The organism is Desulfatiferula olefinivorans, from assembly GCF_054657895.1.
The window spans coordinates 1-5,378 of sequence record NZ_BAAHXV010000073.1; the positions used below are offsets into that span (position 1 = coordinate 1).

General features: G+C 37.3%; 4 protein-coding genes. All 4 read right to left on the reverse strand.

Annotated features, from left to right (window positions below; all coding sequences use genetic code 11):
- Positions 1-2: 2 nt before the first annotated feature.
- Positions 3-743, reverse strand: coding sequence for a hypothetical protein (locus tag ACYQ11_RS21655; protein ID WP_459925919.1), 741 nt, complete (start codon positions 741-743; stop codon positions 3-5).
- 151 nt (positions 744-894) lie between these two features.
- The gene (gene asnB / locus ACYQ11_RS21660) at positions 895-2,835 is read right to left on the reverse strand and encodes an asparagine synthase (glutamine-hydrolyzing) (RefSeq protein ID WP_459925920.1); all 1,941 of its coding nucleotides are present in this window, start codon (positions 2,833-2,835) and stop codon (positions 895-897) included.
- Positions 2,836-2,865: 30 nt separating this feature from the next.
- Positions 2,866-3,708: a hypothetical protein gene (locus tag ACYQ11_RS21665; RefSeq protein WP_459925921.1), complete on the reverse strand. Its 843-nt coding sequence runs from the start codon at positions 3,706-3,708 to the stop codon at positions 2,866-2,868.
- 10 nt (positions 3,709-3,718) lie between these two features.
- Entirely contained in the window at positions 3,719-4,567 is an 849-nt protein-coding gene (locus tag ACYQ11_RS21670; protein ID WP_459925922.1) for an exosortase/archaeosortase family protein, read from the reverse strand.
- Between the last annotated feature and the right edge of the window lie 811 nt (positions 4,568-5,378).

Sequence of the window (5,378 nt, forward strand, 5' to 3'; positions counted from 1 at the left end):
GATTATTTTATGTGTTGATCAATTATTTGTTTAAAAAACTCTAACTCTTCTAACCAATGATCCCTCATTTTAGCTTGAACAGTTTCAGGAAAATCATTACGGCTTTTCCAGTAATTTAAAAAAAGAACTCCACCAGGCATATACTTACAATGACCTTGATATTTTTTATAAAGATCAAGATTATCCTTAATATTTTTTTCAGGCCTTAACCCCAATTCGAATAACTGTTGATCAGAGCGAAATGCTTTGTGCTCATCATATACAGGGCTTTCATGCGTTATTCCATAATCATTATAGAGCTTTAAAATTTCATTTTTTACTATTTTTATCTGCATTGGAGATGCTTCTTCATATTCTGTATTCGCACCATCCCTTACATCATAAATATTATTTTTTTTGCAATAAATAATCGTATTAATGTGAAAACACGCTTGGCACGCAAAGCAAGGGAATTGCATTTGAAGTGTTTTATACTTTATTAAATTCTTAAAATAATTACGGTTGTATAGTTTACTAAATAACCCACTGATTTCTGTTAATGAATGAATAAATTTTCCTGGAAATTTACTATTCAAAATATCATAACTCTTTTTACTGTTTTGGATATTCACATGACCAAAATGACGATAAGTCAACAAATGTACCTTTTCGAATTCTAAAGACATTCTGTATGCAGTTAACGATGAATCAGAACCACCTGAAAAGAGAATACAGACATTTTCTTTTAAGCACTCATTATTCATCACAACCGCCTTAATTTATAATTATTTTTAAGTGTAAACAAAGCCCATAGTATTTTTGCTCTCGGTTTTAGTGGAATCAATACAAAAAAAATTATTAATGCAAGATTAAAATATTTGATCAAGACATTTCTCATATAGGCCGCCTATATTGTTAAAAGTTAATGCCGTCAATGTAATTTCTGTGCCATAACTCAAACGTGAGAAGGGCTGTTATTGAATTTGGACTAGGAAAAAAATAATCCCCTTTATCTTGGAGAAAAATATCAATCATTTTTTTTATTGATTCGGGTTTAAAAAAACCCCTTCTTAATGTAATAGGGTCCAGTAATATTTCTTTTATTTTTTCCCCGGCATCTTGTCTTAACCATTTATCAAGAGGAATACTGAACCCTTTTTTCTTTTTATTAAGAATCTGATCAGGGAATCTTTTTTCACACACTTTATTCAGGATGTATTTTGTTCTGAACTGTTTGTTTTCTTCTTGAAATATTTTAAATGTGCCCGGCAACTTATTTATCAATTCAGCTAATTTAATATCCTGAAATGGTGAAAGAGTCTCCAAACCATGTGCCATACACATCCGATCTACCTTTATCATCAAATTATCAGGAACATAAAATTTCATATCAGCATATAAATATTTATTAATATTATCGGCCCCATTTGCACTTAAAAACCATGATTCCGGATGACGATACGGATTTCGGTCCAAATGTATATTCCACAAATCTCGTGTGCAAACATATTTTTTCACGATATCCGGGAAATAGGATCGAACATCATATGCAGCATGAACTGGAGAAAGGCTGTCCCTATATAATTTTCTATTAATTCTTGATACTAATCCCGGCGTAGGATCAGCACATATTAAAGATGCCTGCACTGAGCCTAAGCGAGATAGGGTCTTGCGTAATAAATTTCTTTTTGAAAATATTTGATTTTTTAACGCAAAAACATAATGTCCGCTCCCCCCCATAGATTGATCAGGGCCATCACCTGTCAAAATAACATCAGTCAAGCCTGCTCCAAGTTTTCCGGCGTAATAGCTCGGGTAAGCTGATGTATCAGTAAATGGACTATCATGATGATAAACAAGAGTATTAAGCATGTCAAAAAAAGATTCTGGATTTGCAATCACCTGATGAAGTTTAACGCCAACATGGTTTGCCATCGTTTCTGCATCTTCAAGCTCATTTGATTCGTCATCCTCAAATCCAACACAGATAGCCTCAACGGGTCCAGATGAAATTTCAGCAAGAAAGGAAACCAGTGCACTTGAATCCATTCCACCACTTAAGAAGCAAAACGATTTATCTTTGCCAACAGCACGCTTCTTAACAGCTTCTTTTATTAACTGGTTGGCTTGAATTACTGCATTATCGAATGAAATCGAGCGATCTTCTTTAATAGTGGGATGCCAATAATTCTTAACTTCAATCTTATTGTTTTCAATGGAAACCATACTACCAGGGGGCACCTGAAAGATATGTTTGAAAATTGTCGATGGATAAGGTATACAGTTTAAACTTAAAAAATCACTTAATGACGTCATATCAATTTCAGGCTTTATACCCGCTTTTAATATTCCTTTGATTTCAGATGAAAAATAGAATTCATTCTTCCCATTGAAATAATGAAGGGGTTTATGACCATATGGGTCACGTACAAGAAGGAGTCTTTGCAACTTCTTGTCCCAAATGGCACAAGAAAATTCCCCTTCAAGATGAACCATAAAATCTAATCCCCATTTTTGATACGCAGCGGCAACGATAGACGTGCAAGTATCATCCTGTACCGGTATACCATCTTTTTCAAATGCTCTTTTATGTTCTGGGACATTCAACACAATGCCGTCTGTAAAAGCAAAAATACCACCATAATGTCCGAATTTATCGTAATTAATTGGTGCATCTTCCAGAGAAAAAACTGAATTCAAATGGTTAACCATTGCAATTGCTATTCGATCACAAATATACAAAACAGATGAATCACCACGACAACGATGTTTCTGGCAACTAACCATATCTGCCAGTTTTTTTTCATGACTCATGATTCCATTTTGTTTTGAATATATTCCTGCAATCAATCCCATTAACCTATCATTCCTTCTGTTTTGTTTTGGCTACAGCTGGTTGATCAAAAACAACACAAATTGTTCGGCGATTATTTGTTTTCCAAGATCATTTAAATGCCCACCATCTGTCGTATATCCCGGATACATGGCATCATAAACCTTATCATTCATTTTAAACGTCTCCCTGGATCCATCAGGGTGGACTGATTCTAATGATGCAATATCAAAAACAGGTGATTTGCGTACTTTTTCTTTTAATAGGATATTGAATTCATTGCGGGCGATATTGTCATCAATCTCCCAGATATTTTTTTTATTCATCAATAGTTTTAACTTGGTTTTCCAAGTTATGCCAGCTGTGCGAAGTGGAACAGTCATATAAACAAACGTTGTTTCAGGGAATTTTTTCGATAATTTATTTATCGTAGATAAATAGCCTGATACAATTTCATCAACGTTTGATTCTCCTGTTACATCAATATAACAATATTTATATAAAGCTATGTCTACCGTATTCCCTATCCCTTTATCAATTTTAGATATAAAATCTAAATCTTTCGATTTTGGATCTCTATTTTGCCCAACCTTTGAATGAAAAAGGTTTACGTTCTCATTCTCACTTACTTTTTCAGTTTCACTGATATTAATTATAATTTTTGTGTTTTTTTGTTTCAGAAGATCGATGCCCTCAATTATGTCGTAGCCGACAGATTGATGCCCAAAATAAATTTTCTTTTTGCTGAGCTTCTGCCATGTTGAATCAGGTACGTCATTCAATGACGCATAGTTATTTTTTTGTTCTTTCATGTCACCTCTCGAACAACCTGCAATAAACAATGATAATATTAATGCAATTAAATACATTTTTTTATTAAAATTATGATATTTCACAGATCCTCCATTATTTTTTTTGAGTTGTATAATTATTTAAAATCATAAGTAAACCAAGTGCTGCAATAAAAACAATTATTCCGGAAATATCGTGTAAAAAACCCTGCGCGACCTGAGGCCCATAAATTTTTGCAAGAACGGCTGTCAGTGACAATCTGAATATATTCAAGAAAATGGCAATGGGAACCGCCGATAAAAACAAAATGGCTTTTCTAATTTTTGATGGGTGCTCTGAAATCAAGGTAAAGGCTGCACTGAGGGCAAGCAGTGACACAAGTGATCGAAGTCCGGAACAGGCATCCACAACCTCAAGGGTTGTGTTTGAAAGATGAATAATATTCCCTTCGTTGAATACAGGTATCTGAAGGAGCTGAATAACCATGACCGCAATCTTGGTTGCAAACATCTTAAGAGGGAAAGCTATTTTATTCCAGATGATGGCTGGAAAGGGAATCATGAAGATCAAATAGATTATTGGTAGAAAAACAACTCGTACAATATCAATACCCATTAAAAAGTAAACGCCGCTGAGCAACACAAGGATCATCGAAAACCGCATGGTGAAGAGTTCTGCGCCGATATTTGTGATGACAAAAAACAGGAGGCTACCGACTAAACACATAAGACCCATATTCGAAGGTTTTATGGGCATGGCGGCAAGGATCTCTTTTTCTTTCCAGATGAGATAGGCCGTTATAAACGGGATAAGGTAACCATGTGAATAATTGTCGTTTGTATCCCAATCGTGAATCATTCCAACGATGGTGTCGAAATAAAGCAACACAAAACAACCTATGAAAATCAAAATCGGAACCAGATGTTTGTACTGAGCAATCGATGTGTTTGTGTCTTTTTCCAAAAAAACAATCCTTTTTTATATTCACCACGGAGGCACTGAGGACACGGAGTTGGTTTTTTATCACCGGCCGGGAGACGGCGGCCGATGATAAGAACTCATGGGCAAGCCAGGTCTGGGGCGGTGGTATGCGCTTTGGTGTTCTGTGTCTTTACGGCTCTGTAGGAAGATTATGATTTTCACCACAGAGGCACGGAGGACACGGAGTTGGGGTTTTTATCACCGGCCGGGAGACGGCGGCCGATGATAAGAGCTCATGGGCAAGCCGGGTCTGGGGCGGTGGTGTGCGCTTTGTTGTTCTGTGTCTTTGTGGTTCTGTGGGAAGATTATGTTTTTCACCACGGAGGCACGGAGGACACGGAGTTGGGTTTTTTATCACCGGCCGGGAGATGGCGGCCGATGATATGAACTCATGGGCAAGCCGGGTCTGGGGCGGTGGTATGCGCTTTGGTGTTCTGTGTCTTTACGGCTCTGTAGGAAGATTATGATTTTCACCACGGAGGCACGGAGGACACGGGGTTGGTTTTTTTATCACCGGCCGGGAGACGGCGGCCGATGATAAGAACTCATAGGCAAGCCAAGTCTGGGTCGGTGGTGTGTGCTTTGGTGTTCTGTGTCTTTACGGCTCTGTGGGAAGATTATGATTTTCACCACGGAGGCACGGAGGACACGGAGTTGGGGTTTTTATCACCGGCCGGGAGACGGCGGCCGATGATAAGAACTCATGGGCAAGCCGGGTTAGAAATTTTTGTTTTTTCTTTGTTCTCCGTGTCTCCGTGGTGCAATTATCGTAACCGTTCACGGGGGTACATAA

Bases quoted from the DNA above. Each gene is read 5' to 3' on its own strand.
- ACYQ11_RS21655 (WP_459925919.1), bottom strand. From the start codon at position 743: ATGAATAATGAGTGCTTAAAAGAAAATGTCTGTATTCTCTTTTCAGGT.
- asnB (WP_459925920.1), bottom strand. From the start codon at position 2,835: ATGGGATTGATTGCAGGAATATATTCAAAACAAAATGGAATCATGAGT.